This is a genomic window from Agrobacterium sp. GW821-FHT02D03, from assembly GCF_059421725.1.
In genome coordinates, this window is the sequence record NZ_JBWKVN010000001.1 from 805,650 (window position 1) to 820,467 (window position 14,818).

Annotated in this window: 17 protein-coding genes; 8 read left to right on the top strand and 9 right to left on the bottom strand. The window is 59.9% G+C overall.

Annotated elements, in window-relative coordinates; genetic code table 11:
- Positions 1-20: 20 nt before the first annotated feature.
- The gene (locus AC07U5_RS03645; RefSeq protein WP_494722332.1) at positions 21-2,225 is read left to right on the top strand and encodes a hypothetical protein; all 2,205 of its coding nucleotides are present in this window, start codon (positions 21-23) and stop codon (positions 2,223-2,225) included.
- 378 nt (positions 2,226-2,603) lie between these two features.
- Here the strand turns inward: AC07U5_RS03645 and pyk are convergent, their stop codons facing one another.
- On the bottom strand, positions 2,604-4,043 hold the full coding sequence (gene pyk / locus AC07U5_RS03650; RefSeq protein ID WP_062427905.1) for a pyruvate kinase: 1,440 nt from the start codon (positions 4,041-4,043) through the stop codon (positions 2,604-2,606).
- Positions 4,043-4,525, bottom strand: a complete 483-nt coding sequence (locus tag AC07U5_RS03655) for a DUF1036 domain-containing protein (protein ID WP_062427906.1) — start codon at positions 4,523-4,525, stop codon at positions 4,043-4,045. The genes pyk and AC07U5_RS03655 overlap by 1 nt, the downstream gene beginning before the upstream one ends.
- Before the next feature lie 194 nt (positions 4,526-4,719).
- Here AC07U5_RS03655 and AC07U5_RS03660 point away from each other — a divergent pair, with 194 nt between their 5' ends.
- The 3 genes from AC07U5_RS03660 (at position 4,720) to AC07U5_RS03670 (ending at position 6,233) form a co-directional block, all read left to right on the top strand.
- Positions 4,720-5,508 (top strand): N-formylglutamate amidohydrolase, encoded by a 789-nt coding sequence (locus AC07U5_RS03660; RefSeq protein WP_494722333.1) that lies wholly within the window; start codon positions 4,720-4,722, stop codon positions 5,506-5,508.
- Between the two features lie 14 nt (positions 5,509-5,522).
- Positions 5,523-5,828: a DUF1244 domain-containing protein gene (locus tag AC07U5_RS03665; RefSeq protein WP_062439741.1), complete on the top strand. Its 306-nt coding sequence runs from the start codon at positions 5,523-5,525 to the stop codon at positions 5,826-5,828.
- Between the two features lie 150 nt (positions 5,829-5,978).
- Entirely contained in the window at positions 5,979-6,233 is a 255-nt protein-coding gene (locus AC07U5_RS03670) for a DUF2312 domain-containing protein (RefSeq protein ID WP_062439745.1), read from the top strand.
- Between the two features lie 36 nt (positions 6,234-6,269).
- Here the strand turns inward: AC07U5_RS03670 and AC07U5_RS03675 are convergent, their stop codons facing one another.
- The 6 genes from AC07U5_RS03675 to AC07U5_RS03700 form a co-directional block, all read right to left on the bottom strand.
- Positions 6,270-6,836, bottom strand: coding sequence for a hypothetical protein (locus tag AC07U5_RS03675; RefSeq protein WP_494722334.1), 567 nt, complete (start codon positions 6,834-6,836; stop codon positions 6,270-6,272).
- A 32-nt stretch (positions 6,837-6,868) separates the two neighbouring features.
- Positions 6,869-7,474, bottom strand: a complete 606-nt coding sequence (locus tag AC07U5_RS03680) for a tetratricopeptide repeat protein (protein ID WP_443276101.1) — start codon at positions 7,472-7,474, stop codon at positions 6,869-6,871.
- Positions 7,475-7,574: 100 nt separating this feature from the next.
- Entirely contained in the window at positions 7,575-7,700 is a 126-nt protein-coding gene (ykgO, locus tag AC07U5_RS03685) for a type B 50S ribosomal protein L36 (RefSeq protein ID WP_003497670.1), read from the bottom strand.
- A gap of 134 nt (positions 7,701-7,834) precedes the next feature.
- A complete protein-coding gene (locus tag AC07U5_RS03690; RefSeq protein WP_443276103.1) occupies positions 7,835-8,914 on the bottom strand; it encodes a 5-(carboxyamino)imidazole ribonucleotide synthase in 1,080 nt (359 codons plus the stop codon).
- The gene (gene purE / locus AC07U5_RS03695; protein ID WP_207773727.1) at positions 8,911-9,378 is read right to left on the bottom strand and encodes a 5-(carboxyamino)imidazole ribonucleotide mutase; all 468 of its coding nucleotides are present in this window, start codon (positions 9,376-9,378) and stop codon (positions 8,911-8,913) included. The genes AC07U5_RS03690 and purE overlap by 4 nt, the downstream gene beginning before the upstream one ends.
- A 76-nt stretch (positions 9,379-9,454) precedes the next feature.
- A complete protein-coding gene (locus tag AC07U5_RS03700; RefSeq protein ID WP_062427987.1) occupies positions 9,455-9,658 on the bottom strand; it encodes a YdcH family protein in 204 nt (67 codons plus the stop codon).
- 506 nt (positions 9,659-10,164) lie between these two features.
- On the opposite strand from AC07U5_RS03700, the gene AC07U5_RS03705 reads away from it, so the two are divergent.
- A complete protein-coding gene (locus AC07U5_RS03705) occupies positions 10,165-10,341 on the top strand; it encodes a YdcH family protein (protein WP_082447303.1) in 177 nt (58 codons plus the stop codon).
- A 142-nt stretch (positions 10,342-10,483) separates the two neighbouring features.
- Here the strand turns inward: AC07U5_RS03705 and AC07U5_RS03710 are convergent, their stop codons facing one another.
- Complete coding sequence (locus AC07U5_RS03710) at positions 10,484-11,248, bottom strand: sulfite exporter TauE/SafE family protein (protein WP_062427913.1); 765 nt, start codon at positions 11,246-11,248, stop codon at positions 10,484-10,486.
- A gap of 180 nt (positions 11,249-11,428) precedes the next feature.
- On the opposite strand from AC07U5_RS03710, the gene AC07U5_RS03715 reads away from it, so the two are divergent.
- From AC07U5_RS03715 to AC07U5_RS03725, 3 genes are all read left to right on the top strand, one after another.
- The gene (locus tag AC07U5_RS03715) at positions 11,429-12,082 is read left to right on the top strand and encodes a thiamine phosphate synthase (RefSeq protein ID WP_062598860.1); all 654 of its coding nucleotides are present in this window, start codon (positions 11,429-11,431) and stop codon (positions 12,080-12,082) included.
- 8 nt (positions 12,083-12,090) lie between these two features.
- Entirely contained in the window at positions 12,091-13,326 is a 1,236-nt protein-coding gene (locus AC07U5_RS03720) for a tetratricopeptide repeat protein (RefSeq protein ID WP_494722335.1), read from the top strand.
- Positions 13,327-13,779: 453 nt separating this feature from the next.
- Positions 13,780-14,580 (top strand): inositol monophosphatase family protein, encoded by an 801-nt coding sequence (locus tag AC07U5_RS03725; protein ID WP_062599050.1) that lies wholly within the window; start codon positions 13,780-13,782, stop codon positions 14,578-14,580.
- Positions 14,581-14,818 lie beyond the last annotated feature (238 nt).

Consider the following 14,818-nt stretch of genomic DNA (forward strand, 5'->3'; position numbering starts at 1 on the left):
CACTCGACGGTATACGCGCCATGACCACGATTTCCTTGCTCGCCACACGCCAGATCGCCATGCTCTCCACCTCCGTGATTGCGGGGTTGACGAGTGCCGATGTCGATGCGCTGAGTTCGGCGCAGATCAAGGCGCTGACCAGCACGCAGATCGGCGCGCTGAACACCTCCGTGATTTCGTCGCTTTCCTCTGCCGATGTCGGTGCCATCGCGCCAAAGTCGATCATCGGTCTGACCCTGTCGCAATTGATGGCCATCGGCACGACACAGGTATCCGGGCTGACGACCGCGCAGGTCGCATCGCTCTACAGCAGCCAGATCGATAATCTATCGAGCGCGCTCATCGAAGCGTTGAACACGGCACAGGTGGGTGCCTTGAGCAGCGCACAGCTCGCGACGCTCTCGTCTGCCGAGATCAACAGTTTCACCACCGATGAACTGGCCGCCATCAAGAAAGCCAATATTGGCGGCCTGTCGAGCGCCGTCATCGCCGGGCTGTCGACGACGAAGTTTGCGGCGCTGACGCCTGCCCAGCTTGCCTCATTCAGTTCAACGCAGATGAGCGCCCTGACGAGTGCGCAGCTGGCAGCGCTGACGCCGGCGCAGATGGGTGCATTGACGCCGAAGCAGATCGCCGGGCTTTCGACCGACGTCCTCCACAGCCTCAGTTCCGAGCAGGTTGCCGGCCTGACAAACCGTCAGATGTCCGCACTCTCCGCCACCCAGTTTGATGCTCTCAGCAGTGCCGGCCTTGCAGCCCTTGGCAGCCAGCAGGTGAGCGGATTGACCGCCGCACAGGCGGGAACGCTCACCGCCGCTGAGCTCAACAGCTTCTCAGCCGATGAGATTGCGGCGATTAAGAAGAACGTCGTGGCAGGGATCAGCACCGCCGCGATTGCCGGTCTATCCACCAGCCTTGTCTCGGCAATTACCACAGCACAGATCGCCGGCCTGAACTCTGCGCAGTTGAGAGCCCTGACGGCAGCCCAGCTTGCCACGCTCTCGAGCGGGCAGATCGCCGCACTGAAGCCGGACCAGATCGCCAGCCTCACCACGGACGCGATCGCTGCCCTGAATGACGCCACCCTGTCGGCGCTCACCACGCGCCAGATCTCGTCGCTGACCGCTGCGCAATTCGACGTCTTGAGTTCCGACGACATCGCGCTCTTGAACGAAAATCAGGTCGCCGGCCTGACCTCCGCGCAACTCGCCACGCTTTCCTCCTCGGAACTCAACCGCTTCACCACGGCAGAGATCGCCGCGCTGAAAAAGGGTGCTTTGACAGGGCTGTCCACGGCGGCGATTGCTGGGCTCTCCACCACCCTGATCGCGTCAATGACGACAGCCCAGATCTCGGCCTTGACCTCCTCGCAGTTCCAGGCGCTGACCTCCTCCCAGCTTTCGGCGCTGACTGCCACACAGATCTCCGCGCTGAAGCCGCAGCAGGTCGCCAACCTGTCGACCGCGGTGATCGCGGGCTTGAGCGACGCGACGCTTTCGGCGCTCACCACACGCCAGATTTCGGCTCTCACCACAGCGCAGTTCGGGTCGCTCGACAGCGCGGATATTGCGCTTCTTAGCGCAGCACAGGTCGCAGGATTGACCTCGGCGCAGCTTTCAACACTGTCTGCGGCAGAACTCAACAGCTTCACCACGGCGGAGATCGCAAGCCTGAAGAAGAACGTGTTGGGCGGCTTGCCGACAGCCACCATTGCCGGCCTTTCCACCACCTTGCTTTCGGCGATGACGACAGCGCAGATTGCGGGCCTCTCCAGCGCGCAGGTCAACGCCTTGACCTCTGCTCAGATTTCAGCGCTGACGCCGAGCCAGTTCGCGGCGCTTTCGACCGCTCAGATCGCGACGCTTTCCACCGCAACGATCGCCAATCTCACCACGGCGACGCTGGCGGGCATGAGCACACGACAGATTGCCTCCCTGACGACGGCGCAGTTCGATACGCTCAGTTCCGCTGGTATCGCAGCGCTGACCGAAACTCAGGTCGGCGCGCTCAACAGCACGCAATTGGCAACCTTGTCGGCTGGTGAACTCAACAGCTTCACCACCGCCGAAATCGCCGCCATCAAGAAAAAGGCGATTGCCGGGCTCAGCACAGGTGCCCTGAGCGGTCTAGACACCAGCCACCTCGCTGCCTTCTCGTCCAGTCAGGTGGACGGGATGAGCCCCGCGCAGGTCGATATCGTGATCGCAGCCTACCGGAGTGTGTGATCGAGAGATGGGTTAAGGGTTGGATTGCCGGAAAACGGCACCAGCCCTCCGTCCTCAGGGCCGCGATCATCATCGGAGTTCTGAAGCGCCCTTCGTGTGCGGCTTGTTTGCGGCTTCGCGGACCTTACAAAATCCCTGCAACGCGCCCGTCCCGGACGCGACCAGAGATTAAGCACGACCAGTCTGTGGGCACAGCAGACGTTTTTACTGTGCGCATGTAAGGGACTGGTGCCAAACTCAAGCAAGGCGGAAGGGATTAAACCCTAAAAGAAACTTCCCATGCACTCGGAGTGGATTGGGGCAGCGTCGCTGCGCATCAAGCGCGAAACGGCGAAGGACAAGAGGGCGGAGCTTTGCTCTCGCCCTCTCTGAGTGCGATCAAACGCCGCTCTGGCCGTCCTGGGCAATATAGGCGATGCGGACCATGTTGGTGGCGCCGGGCGTGCCGAGGGGGACGCCGGCCGAGATGATGATGCGGTCGCCGGGCTTGCCGAAGCCTTCGGCCACGACGATGCGGCATGCGCGGTTGACCATGTCGTCCAAGTCGCTGGCATCACCGGTGACGACGCAGTGCAGGCCCCAGACCACCGACAGACGGCGGGCTGTCTGGATGATCGGCGAGAGTGCAATGATCGGAACCTGCGGGCGTTCACGCGCGGCGCGCAGGCCGGTGGTGCCGGACGAGGTGTAGGTGACGATGGCGGCGAGGCGCAGCGTCTCGGCAATCTGGCGGGCAGCGAGCGAAATGGCGTCGGCTCCGGTCGCCTCCGGCTGGGCGCGCTGCGCGTAGATGATGTTGGAGTAGTGCGGGTCCTGCTCCACGGTGCTGGCAATGGACGCCATGGTGGAGACGGCTTCGACCGGGTAATCGCCGGAGGCGGATTCGGCAGACAGCATGATCGCATCCGCACCTTCGAAGACGGCGGTCGCGACGTCGGAGACTTCAGCGCGGGTCGGGACCGGTGCGGAAATCATCGATTCGAGCATCTGGGTGGCAACAACGACCGGCTTGCCGGCGCGGCGGCAGGCGCGGGTCAGCTGCTTCTGGATGCCGGGAACGGCTTCGAGCGGCATTTCCACGCCAAGGTCGCCACGGGCCACCATCAGTGCGTCGGAGAGTTCGATGATCTCTTCGATGCGTTCAAGCGCCTGCGGCTTTTCAATCTTCGACATCAGGCCAACACGGTTGCCGGCAATCTTGCGCACTTCCGCCAGGTCTTCCGGGCGCTGCACAAAGGACAGCGCCACCCAGTCGACTTCTTCGGTTGCGAGAACTGCGGCAAGGTCGGCGCGGTCCTTGTCCGTCAGAACGCCAACGCCGAGCAGTGTGTCGGGCAGGCTGATACCCTTGCGGTCGGAAATCTTGGTGCCGGAGACGACGGTGGTGACGATGCTCTTTCCGTCGCATTTTTCGGCGCGCAGATGCAGCTTGCCGTCATCGATCAGCAGGCGATCGCCCGGCTTGACGGATTCGAGAATTTCCGGATGGGGCAGGAACACGCGGTTCTTGTCGCCAGGGGCTTCGTTGTTGTCGAGCGTGAAGGTCTGGCCAGCGACGAGATCGACCTTGGTATCGGCAAACTTGCCGACGCGCAGCTTCGGTCCCTGCAAATCCGCCAGAATGCCGATCGGGCGGCCGTTGCGGCTCTCGACAGAGCGGATGCGCTGGATCAGCGTGCGCATCACGTCATGGCTCGCATGGCTCATATTGATGCGGAAGAGATCGGCGCCGGCAAGATGAAGCTTCTCGATCATCGCCTCTTCTGCCGAAGCGGGGCCAAGAGTTGCAAGGATTTTGACTTTGCGGTTACGCTTCATCAGTTCTGACTTTCCTGTGTTCCTGGCGTGTCCGAAAGCTGGACCATCCAGCTTCCCTGTCGGCCAGTATCGTATTCCTTGAAGCCCATGCGCTGGAAGCTGCGGGCATAGCAATCATCGACGCCGTTGATCTTGAACTCGTTTTCGGCAACGCACATGTTGACGTCGCCGGTCCAGCGGCCGCCGCGGGCCGCATCCTCGGCGTAGAGATAGTAGTAGCGCGATTGCAGCTCACCCTCGATCAGCGTGGCGCATGTGGAGGCAGGCACCTGCCACCAGCCTTCGCTGACCCAGCCTTCCTTTGCGCGATAGCCGATGGCAACGCCGACAAGGTTCTGCGTGCTGTTGCAGACGCGGAAATCCGCCAATGCCGGCTGCGCTATCAAAAGGGGAGAGGAGAGGACGGCGGCTGCGGTGAAAATGCGGATCGCGCGCCGATGTTTCTCGAGGAGAGCGGGGAATGTGTATGTCACGGCGTCCATCCGGATTCCATGGTTATAGTGAAAACACTTCTAGGCGCGGAGGCCCAAGAATGTCAACGCGAGTTTAATCGATTATATTGTCAGGTCGGGTCTCTGGTGCGGTGCTGTCGATGGCCGTTTACCCGTGCAAACTTGCGCGTGGCGTCAAGCCATGCCATCAAGCGTCTCTCCCTTAGCTGCCCCAGAAATCAATTATGCCAGACTTTCAGCCATACGAAATCATAGAAGGCGATTATGACAAAGGCATGGTTTTGCTTGCAGACCATGCCATGAACCTTCTTCCACAAGCTTACGGCAATCTCGGTCTACCGCAAGCCGCGTTCGAGCGCCATATCGCTTATGACATTGGTGTGGAAGGTTTGACCAGAAAGCTTGCGGCGAGTCTTGGCGTGCCTGCCGTTCTCGGACGCTTTTCGCGTCTGTTGATCGATCCCAATCGCGGCGAGGATGATCCGACGCTGATCATGAAGATTTCCGATGGCGCGATCGTGCCCGGCAACCATCCGATCACGGACGAGGAGTGGCAGAGGCGGCTCGAAACCTATCACCGCCCCTATCACAATGCGGTGGATGCGGTTTTGACGAGAACGGCGCAGACGTCTGGCAAGGCAACACTTGTGTTTTCGCTGCATTCCTACACGCCGTTCTGGAAGTCCGTTCCGCGTCCCTGGCATGCGGCGGTTCTGTGGGACACGGACCACCGCGCCGTTCATCCGCTGATTGATCATCTGAGAGCCAGCGGCGATATTCTGGTTGGCGATAACGAGCCCTACGATGGCGCGCTGAAGGGTGACACCATGTATCGCCACTGCATGATGAAGGGCATCCCGCATGCGCTTCTGGAAGTGCGCCAGGACCTGATCGGCGATGAGGCTGGCATTGCCGACTGGGCTGATCGTCTCGCTCCCATTTTTGCCGCAATGAATGACGATCCCACCCTGCACGAGTACAAGCAGTTCGCCTCGCGGACTGGTCCTTATTGAAAGGCGACATCGATATGAGCGAGCTTGACGAGAAGCAGAGAACCGAGTTCGAGGCAGCCGCCTTCCGCAGGCTGGTCAACCATCTGCGCAATCGCCCCGAGGTGCAGAATATCGACCTCATGAACCTTGCCGGCTTCTGCCGCAACTGCCTGTCCAACTGGTATTCGGATGCGGCAAAGGATGCCGGTACCGATCTCAGCAAGGACGAGGCGCGCGAGATCATCTACGGCATGCCCTATGAGGACTGGAAGCGTCTTCACCAGAGCGAAGCGAGCGACGGCCAGAAAGCCGCCTTCGAAGAAAACCGCCCCAAGGAATAGCTGCCTCCCACCCGATTAGGCTTGACGTGAGGCCTTTCCACGGGCAGTTCACCAGCCGGGAATTTTGGCTGCCTTTGATGAGCAGCAGGCGAAGATTTCGCCTTACGTAAAACGGGCTCGAAGCGAGCCGAACTATTGAAGGATCATGGAATGGACGAAACAGCCACAACCGAAACCGTCGCCGCCGCCGAACTTCGCCAGATTATCGAGCGTATCGAACGCCTCGAAGAAGAGAAGGCGGCAATCCAGGGTGACATCAAGGATGTCATGGGCGAAGCCAAGGGCCGCGGTTATGACACCAAGGCGATCCGCACCATCATCCGCCTTCGCAAGAAGGATGCCAATGAGCGCATCGAGGAAGAGACGATCCTCCAGACCTATATGGCCGCGCTTGGTATGGAGTAAGGTCTAGAGCTGCGGGACCAAAGACGGCCTCGCAGCTTACTTGTTTTCGGTCAGGATGTTTTTGTTGGCTATCAGCAACTCCATAATTTTGCTTCTAACGAATTCTTGCTCTTTCAAAAGCTCTGACTGACGCTTGTTCAAAGCGCGCTCCACCTCTGTGAACATGACGACAGTAAAGAGAAAGTCGCCAAATCCATCGGCACGAGTAACATCACTAACTGGGCGTTCCGTGGTCAAGACGCGAAAGATGTTTCGCTTTTCGTCGTCGGAAACTTCGAATACGAGTTTATGCGCGAACTTGTTGCGGAGCGCGTTGACAGCTTTAAGTACACTCCCGAACTCGTCCCTGAAAAATCCCAGAGCCTGACATAAGCCGAGCTTCTCCGCGAAAGACCTGTGCGCGTTAAAATAAGCTTCTGGATGATCGAGGTGCTCGTTGAGGACGGCCGTGATTATATGATCAAGATATATATGGGCGACGATTAATTTTGCCCAATCTTCGGAAACTGATATCCGGTCGATAAACGTGCTGATGTCGAAACTAGGATTGTCGCCAATCGAGCGTAGTAGCAGCTCTTCTTTCTCGAATCTTCCTTGCTTCAAAATTGGTTCTGCTTTCTCTGAAAGTAGGCGGATCAGCTGCGCGTGCCAGCCAGCTTTTCGGAAAGCTCGCCCATTTCCTTCTGCGCTTCCTTGTCGGCGGGGTAGAGCGTCAGGTAGCGCTCCCATACCTTCATCGCGGTCTCATTGCGCTCTGAGCTTTCCAGAATATTGGCAAGGCCGGCAAGCGCGGGGAAGAAGCGGGGTTCTTTTTCCAGTGTGCTGTTGAGGTCGGCCATGGCCTTGCGGGTGTCGCCGTCGGCCAGATGTATCATGGCGCGGCGGTACCAGGCGCCGGCGTAGTCCGGGTCGAGGAAGATGGCCTGGTCGAGGAAGTCATAGGCTGCGGCGCTGCGCTTCTGTTCATTGGCCTCTTCGGCCCACTGCATCAGCAGATTGATAGTCGGGCTGCCGGAATCGCTCCACTGGCCAACGATTTCGGTGGCGATGACGCGGGCTCTCTTGGCGTCGCGCTCCTTCTTCAGGTTGTTGAAGAGATCGCCGACCGGGTCTTTGGAGGCAGGCTGCTCGGGCTGAGGCGCTGCCGCGACGGGCTCCGCAGCATGGGCGGTGAGAGCCGTGGCCGGGGCAATCGGGCTGAGCGAGGCGAGGAGAAGGGCACAAAAACGAAATTGGCGCATGCGGATCACGATAATCCGTATGCGCCAATTAGGAAATCGAATTCTGTCTGCTATCAACAAAGTGATCCGCCTTTTCAAACGGAGCACTGCAGAAACGCAATCAGCCCTGACGAGCCTTGAAGCGTGGGTTCTGCTTGTTGATGATGTAGACGCGGCCCTTGCGGCGAACCAGACGGTTGTCGCGGTGACGAGCCTTAAGCGCTTTGAGCGAGTTCTTGATCTTCATTTTTCTGGTCCGCAGTTTGGCGGGCTTTCGCACGCATAATCTAAACAATCAAAAGCGCGCAACGGGGCGCGCCTTTTTCGGTTGGCAGGCAGATACCCTTTCGGCACCGGCCTGTCAACACGCTCCGCAAGCTTTTACCGGGAAAACCCCGGCTTTCCAGCCTTGGTGAGTTGCGTCACATGGCCCATCTTTCGGCCCGGACGGGCCTCCGTCTTGCCGTAAAGATGCACGAGGCAGTCTTTTTGGCTCAGCCATTCCGGTACGCTGTCGATGTCGTCACCAATCAGATTGGTCATCACGCAATCGGAATGGCGCTCGGTGCTGCCGGGCGCCAGGCCCGCGACGGCGCGGATATGCTGCTCGAACTGCGAGACCACGCAGGCGGCTTCCGTCCAATGGCCGGTATTGTGGACGCGCGGCGCCATTTCATTGGCCACCAGCGAACCATCCGCCAGCACGAAGAACTCGATGCCGACGACACCCACATAGTTCAGCGCGGCGAGCAGTTTCTGCGCCGATTCCACTGCGACGGTTCTTGCCGCATCGGAAAGATCGGCGGGAATCGTCGACGTATGGAGAATGCCGTTCAGGTGAACGTTTTCGGCCGGATCGTAACAGGTGACGGTGCCATCCTGGAAACGCGCGGCGATGATGGAAATCTCACGCTCGAATGGAATGAAACTTTCGAGAATCAGCGGCACCTTGCCGAGCGCATCGAAGGCGCCGGTCAGATCTTCGCCGCCCTTGAAGACGCGCTGACCCTTGCCGTCATAGCCCATGCGCCGCGTCTTCAGCACGCCCTTGCCGCCGAATTCTGCAAGTGCTGCTTCAAGGCCTGCCTGATCGTCCACGGCGCGGAAATCGGCCGTCGGGATGCCGCAGTCATTGAGGAAGCGCTTTTCCGTCAGGCGGTCCTGCGAGGCGCTCAGCGCTTTCGCCGGCGGATAGACCGGCACGGAAGCGGCAAGCGTTTCGGCCGCGACGACGGGCACGTTTTCGAATTCATAGGTCACGACATCGCAGAGGCTTGCGAGTTCGGCGAGCGCCTTTTCGTCATCGTAAGCCGCGACGATCTGGCGGTTGCAGACCTGCGACGCCGGACAATCGGCCTGGGGTTCCAGCACCACGGTGCGGAAATTCAGGCGGGCGGCTGCCATGGCCAGCATGCGGCCAAGCTGGCCGCCGCCGATGATACCGATGGTGGAGGATTTCATTGCGGGGCGTCCATGGGATACTCGGCAACGATGGCCGTCTGGCGGGCGCGATAATTATCCAGCCGGTCGGCCAGATCCTCATCGGAAAGCGCCAGCACGGCGGCAGCCAGAAGGGCAGCGTTGATGGCGCCCGCCTTGCCGATGGCAAGCGTGCCGACCGGAATGCCTGCCGGCATCTGCACGATGGAATAGAGGCTGTCCTGGCCGGACATGGTTTTCGACTGAACCGGAACGCCGAAGACGGGGAGAGGGGTCAGCGCTGCCGTCATGCCGGGAAGATGGGCGGCACCGCCGGCACCGGCGATGATGACCTTGAAGCCCTCATCCTTCGCATTGGTGGCGAAATCGAACATCCGCTCCGGCGTGCGGTGGGCGGACACGATGCGCGCCTCATATTCGATATCGAGCGCATCCAGCGTATCGGCGGCGTTTTTCATGGTCTCCCAGTCAGACTGGCTTCCCATGATGATGGCGACGGGCGGCGTTTCGGTGGTCAAGCGGCCTCTCCTTGTCCAGAGGGTTGTCAGGGTCCAGAGGTTGTCAGGCGATGATATCCGGGATGATCTGATCTTCGATCTGGGTCATCTTGTCCTTGATGGCCAGCTTCTTCTTCTTCATCCGTTGAATTCTGAGCGCTTCGCAATTGGTTTGGATCATCGCGTTGATGGCCGTGTCGTAATCCTCATGCTCCTGCCTCAGCCTTGCCAGCGTAAGCCGGACGTCCGCCTGTTCCTGGTCGGCCATCTCGTCGTCCCCATTGTAATGAACCGGACCGCCATCCGGCATCTCTGTTGTTGGTCTTCGTGCCTGTACCATCAAATGGCGGTAACGGGAAGTTTCCTTAGAGCGCTTCCTTGTCAAATGGCAACGTTCTGCCGGAGCAGGTTTTCGTCAGGGCAAAGGCGATTGGCGAAGGGCATACCCAAAGGTACGCCCGAGCCGATCGCCTTTGATCCTGGCGGAAAGATGCCCGGCCCTTCGGGTTGGTTGAAACGGGCCACCTGCTTGCCCGGACGGCTTGGCCGTATGCGTTGGCTACGGCACGCGCCATCCGGACAATCAGTCGATCCCGTTTGAACCAACAGAACTGTTTCCATTTAACAAGGAAGCGCTCTTATAGCATTTTTGCCGCACTATTGCCCCGATTTCGCCTTCGACAAAGCGCGCTTTCCGTGTCACAGTGCTGTCGTAAACCTGAAACTCCAGCGATGGAGCGCTGGAGGTAGGTTCAACAAGGAAGGACGTGCCGCATGACCATTCAGGCTCATATTGCATCGCTCGAAAAGAAACACGGTGCTCTGGAGGAAGAGCTCGAGAGTATTCTTGCTTCCCCGTCTTCCGACGATCGGGAGATTGCCAATATCAAGCGCAGAAAGCTGCGTCTTAAGGACGAGTTGCAGAGGCTGAAAGCGACCACGAAACATTGATTTTCAATCACTATTGAGACCGCAGGGCGAGTTTTCGTCTGAGAAGCGGTAAAAGTTCAAGGCCCTGGTTGCAAAGCGCGATCAGGGCCTTTCCGTTTTGTCTGTAGGAGGCTGCGGATGCATGCGCCGCAAGGGACATTTGTTACGCCGGCAAGCCATCCCAGAGCAGTTTCAACGCCGCGATAAAGGCCATTCCATACATTAGCGGATAGAAGACGGCGGGCTTCATGTATTTGACAACCTTGGCACCGGCAAATGTGGCAATCATCGCCACCGGCAGCAGCGTGGCGGAGGTGGTGAGGTTGGTGGAATCCAGCGCTCCCAACGCAAAATAGGGGATGAGCTTGATCGCATTCATGATGGCGAAGAAGCGCACGCTCATGCCGGTATAGGTCTTCGGATCCAGCTTGAGCGGCAGCACATAGATCTGGAAGGGTGGACCACCGGCATGCGCCACGAAGCTTGCATAGCCCGAAAGTGACGACCAGAGCGTGGCGGCAGCCGGTCTCTGCGGTTTTGGCGCGATCTCCTGTCCGCGGCGGGCGCGGAAGCTCTCGTAGAAATAACGCAGGACGAAGAGGATGGTGACGGTTGCGACGACGAGGCGCATCGCGTCGGGAGAAATCAGCGTCGACGTGGCCCAGCCGAGCGCAATGCCGGCAATGGCACCCGGCAGCATCAACAGCAGCGTTTCCCGGTGGTTGTGGTGGCGCCATGCCCAGAGCGCCACCAGATCCATGACGATCAGAATGGGAAGGAAGATCGCCGCCGCCTGCACCGGCGGCACGGCCAGCGCCATCAGCGGCACGCCCATCAAGGCCAGGGCACCGCCAAGCCCGCCTTTTGACAGGCCGACCAGAACGACAGCGGGAATGGCAACAAGGAAGAAATGGAGATCGAGCGACATGGTCAGCACTTGAGATGAGCGTGTGAGACGGCCATTGGAACAGGCCGCGAGGGGAAAGGACGACAAAGAGTCCAGCTATGAACTGTTGATCCTTCGTGCAGTCCGGTTTATCGGAAACAGTATATGAAAACGAGTGCAGATTGGCGATGAAGCGTTCTTTCTGCGGAAAATGGAAAAATCATGGGTTCTCCTGAAGATCGCTGCCGTCTGGTTCTGATCGTGCCGCAAGCCGAAGATGCTGGCCTGCAAGCCAAGGCGCTGGAGGATGCCCTGAGGGGCGGCGACGTCGCCTCCGTCATCATTCCGCAATATGCTCTCGATGACGACAGCTTTCAAAAACGCGCGGAAGTGCTGGTGCCGATCGTGCAGGCGGCAGGTGCCGCAGCGCTGGTTGCCGGTGACAGCCGCGTTGCCGGCCGCGTGAAGGCCGATGGTCTGCATGTGATCGGCGGCGTGGAGCCGCTGGCGGAAGCGGTGGAGAAATTCACGCCGAAGATGATCGTTGGCGGCGGCAATGCCGATGACCGGCACAAGGCGCTGGAGCAGGGCGAAGCGAACCCGGACTATATCTTCTTCGGCAAGCTGGAAGGCGATATCAAGCCGGAGCCACACCCGAAGAACGTCGCGCTTGGCGAATGGTGGGCCTCGATGATCGAAATTCCGTCGATCGTCATGGGCGGTTCGGATGTCGCCTCGGTGGTTGCGGTTGCCGAAAGCGGCGTGGAATTCGTCGCACTGCGCCAGGCCGTCTTCGCTCACGCGGGCGGCGCGGCGCAGGCCGTTGCCGAAGCCAATGCATTGCTTGACGAAAAAGCGCCACGGTTTGGCGGTTGATACGGGCGATGATCCTTCGCTTGCTCCGCCTTTCCCCATCGATCTCGCTTCTGGCGATGGCTTTTGCCATCACCGCGGCCCCTGCCTTTGCGCAGGGCCAGGCTCCAGCTGCCGGCCAACAGTCTGCGCCGCAGCAGGCTGAGCCGCAGGCAAGCCCTGATCTTCTGCCGGGCCTTCAGCCGCAGGCGCAAGGTGCCGATGGCGCGGGTGAGGAAGACACCGATTTTGGACCGGTGGTGAACCAGGGACCGGACGTGCTGTCGCGACCGACGGACCAGGATGCCGATCCGCTGCGAAAAGGCCGCGTGACCGGCGGCGATCAGAAGGATCTCCAGCCTTCGGAGGGCGTCACCGTCTATCAGCGCATGGGAGCCGAGCTTCCGCCGCTGCCGAAGGAAAAGGAATTCAAGGGCAAGATTGACGAGGCCTATGGTCATTATCAGCGCGGTGAATATGTGCAGGCGCTGGACAAGGCGCTGACCCGCGCGCAGGACGGCGATGCCGCAGCGCAGACGCTGGTTGCCGAAATGATGAGCCGCGGTCTCGGCATTGCCCGCGACGACAAGACCGCCGCCTTCTGGTACGAGCAGGCCGCCAAGAATGGCGATCCCGTTGCCATGTTCAAATATGCGCTGATCCTGATGGAGGGCCGCCTCGTCAAGCACGACAAGACGCTTGCCGACGACTACATGCGCCGCGCGGCTGAGGCAGGCAATCCGGAAGCCGAATTCAACTGGGCACAGATCCTCGTTTCCCAGACGCCCGGGCCAAAGGGTCTGATGGCGGCGCTGCCCTTCTATGAAAGATCGGCGGAAAAAGGGATTGCGGATGCCCAATATGCCGTGTCGCAAATCTATTTGAACGTGCCGGAGGTGCCGAAGGAAAAGAAGGCAAAGGCACGCGAATGGCTGACACGGGCCGCAAAGGCGGGCTTCGATACCGCGCAGGTCGATCTCGGCATCTGGCTGGTCAACGGCACGGCCGGCGATCGCGATCTGGAAGAAGGTTTTCGCTGGCTGAACGGTGCTGCTCAGCGCGGCAATGTCGTGGCGCAGAACAAGGTGGCGCATCTCTACATCCAGGCGCTCGGAACGCGCCCCGATCCGATCGAGGCGGCCAAGTGGTATGTGCTCTCGCGCCGCGCAGGGCTAAAAGACCCGGGGCTGGAAGATTTCTATCTCGGCATCGAGGACAGTCAGCAGAAGCAGGCGATCGACGCGGCCAACAAGTTCCGGCCCAACTGAGGGCAAAGGCGCCGCCACGGCTCACGAGGCGAACGGGTCGTCCTTTTACGGTTTCAATTGTTGGGAGGCCCACCGTCGCACGACGTTGTGATGACGCCGAACCTCTCCTCACCGTCATCCTCGGGCTTGACCCGAGGATCCACTGTCGAACCGTTAAGCAGTTGAAAAACATGGATCCTCGGGTCAAGCCCGAGGATGACGAACGAGAGGTTTTCACACTTGATCACAGGATTGTCTCAACCGTTACTTCGAGACGCTTGATTGGCGTCACGGCACCGGAAAAGCAGATGCGCCCTGTACCGTGGCATTTCACCTTTTTGCTCGACTATGCTTTAGCCTTGAATTTCAGTGCGTTTTGTGGTCTTGAACCCGCAAACCTAAAATAGAAACCAATATGCCTGCCTGCCCCGATCTTGCGCGGCCGGTTCAGCCACCTTCCAGGAATGTTCTTTCATGGCCCGTTCAGCCCTTCTCAATGTCATGGTTCAGGCCGCCTTGAAGGCGGGAAAATCTTTGTCGCGTGACTTCGGTGAAGTGCAGAACCTGCAGGTTTCGGTCAAGGGACCGAGCGACTTCGTGTCCCAGGCCGATCTGAAGGCTGAAAAGATCGTTCGTGAGGAACTGATGAAGGCTCGTCCGACCTATGGCTTCCTCGGCGAAGAGGGTGGCGAGGAAATCGGCACCGATGGCGCCCATCGCTGGATCGTCGATCCGCTGGACGGCACCACCAACTTCCTGCACGGCATTCCGCAGTTTGCGGTGTCCATCGGTCTGGAGCGCAGCGGCGAAATTGTCGCCGGCGTCATCTTCAACCCGGCAACGGACGAGCTTTACACCGCAGAGCGTGGCGGCGGGGCGTTCCTCAATGATCGCCGCATTCGCGTTGCGGCCCGCAAGCAGCTTTCCGACAGCGTCGTGTGCTGCGGCGTTCCGCATCTCGGTCGCGGCAACCACGGCAAGTTCCTCGTCGAGCTTCGCCATGTGATGGGCGAGACCGCAGGCGTGCGCCGCATGGGTGCCGCTGCTCTCGACCTCGCTTACGTTGCGGCCGGCCGCTTCGACGGCTTCTGGGAAGCGGAACTGTCCCCCTGGGATATCGCCGCAGGTATCGTGCTTATCCGGGAAGCCGGCGGCTTCGTTTCCGATATGGGCGGTGCGAACAGCATGCTCGAAAGCCGTAGCGTCGTTGCCGGCAACGAGTATATCCAGAAGGCGCTGCTGGACGTCGTCAACCGTCCGGTTCCTGGCCGCTAAGGGGCACCAGCAAACCCGCCGTCGTCCTCTGGCCTGACCCGAGGCTCCACGACATCAGGGTTCATGGATGGTCGGATCAAGTCCGACCATCACGCCGGAGAGGTCGAGCGCTCCGTGGCTGGCTCGCGTCTTGTGTCGCGGTCCTTCACCGCTCTAAAAAGCTTTGTTCTCAAAAGGCTTTTCACTTCAATTCGTCGTAATTTTACTCTAGCTTCCGCTCCGAACCATGTTGATGCCC